General features: G+C 39.2%; 1 protein-coding gene. It reads right to left on the bottom strand.

The features are described 5' to 3' along the window. Positions 1-715: 715 nt before the first annotated feature. Positions 716-1,613: TraB/GumN family protein (locus tag ACVLVH_RS24140; protein WP_498950469.1), on the bottom strand; the 898-nt coding region annotated here is incomplete at its 5' end.

Below are 1,613 nucleotides of genomic sequence, written 5' to 3' on the forward strand. Positions count from 1 at the left end.
GGCTTCTTATTGGTTGATGCTGGTTTTGTCATGAGTCACCTCTGGTTGAGAGTTTACTCACTTAGTCGTGTGTCCACTATTCGCGGGTAGGATCATATCGTGTATGTGTATTAACAATATTCCTGGGGATCCCTCAGGGTTTAAGGGCGTCTGGATGAAAGAGACCATCGACTGAATATTGCCCGTTTGTCTTCAGTGAGACAGCGGGTATATCAATATGCTGGCGGTATAATAAGTACACGCTGCCGTATTATCTTTTTAAAAAAAGAATAAAGAACGTTAAATTAAAAAAAGTAACTATCACGTTAGTGTGTATTTTTTAGATTGGCCCTCAAACCTCTTCTCCGAATAAGCTAACCACCCTGAAAAGTCATATATCGCTGGAGCTCCTCTGTTTCCATAGATAAGTCTGTTCAAAAAAAGGCTTACTGTACAATAATTCTCCATATACAAACTACCCCCTATTAGATCACTATAATGTGGCGATTATTATCGGGAGTTCGCGGTGGAAAGAAGGCGGCCATTTTCATAATGGCTCATCCTAATTAAAAATTCAAACAACAAACTGAAAATACGGTCTTTTATTTTTCATATAAAAAACCGCATGATTTCATTGTGCAGACAAGAGTGTTAAAAACCGTCATGTAGGTAATTGTATGAAAACCATACAAGCCACTTCTTATCCATAAAAAACTGTAATGACATTTGTACTTATTTAGTGATAGTGGCTAATTTTAAAATGACCGGCGCCTGTCGAAGCGTCTAATCGAGTAGGGTTAGGTATAATCGTCGGGTCTCCGTCTCCATTAAACGAAGGGAGTTCGATGCCGACTGATGGATTTAATTTGGTCAGTCCGGGCACGCCGTGACTCTCGCTCATGTGCTTAAGTCCCACCCACGCACACCATTTCCCATCATTCTTGGTATGATCCATTACATTTACCGCAAAGTAATTCATGTATATCAACCTGTCTTTCCTCCCCTCTTCAGTTTGAAGATTAATATACAGGTCATCCATTGTCTTACTGCCGGCTCCGATTTGACTGGTTCTGGCGACAGAACCATCTATACATTCAATTTTAATTCCTTTCTCTATGAATTTATTAAGAACCCCTTCCTGCGTGAAGCTATTAACAGGGGCTATTTTTTCATTTCGAGTGTGTTTATTAAATTGTTCATCATAGTATTCTTGATATGTCATCTTTTTATTTCCAGGGTAAGGGTGATCTCTTGGTATTTCGACATATAGCGTTCTTACACCCGATTCGTAAAGGTTATCAACATTGTCATGCATAAATTTCATAGCAGACATATTGATATGTTCCTCACCAAATACGATGCCGTTATTTTCCTCATATATTTTGTTAAACAGTGTTCTAACATTGTTATCACCGGGATCTAAAATCGGTATTTCTGCGTCAGCTTTTTTATTTAAGTCTATTTTTTCTTTTGCCTCGTTTCTGAATTCTTCTATCGCGGTTCTTTTTTTTGAAACATTACTCCCTTTCACATTAAATTTATCGGCCTCTGAACCCCGGCTTGATTTAGCCGCTGACGGCCCAGGCTCAACACTTTGCTTTCGTTTCACCCCCCTGCCACTGCCACCACTTAAT

It is taken from the genome of Kluyvera sp. 1366 (assembly GCF_054823405.1).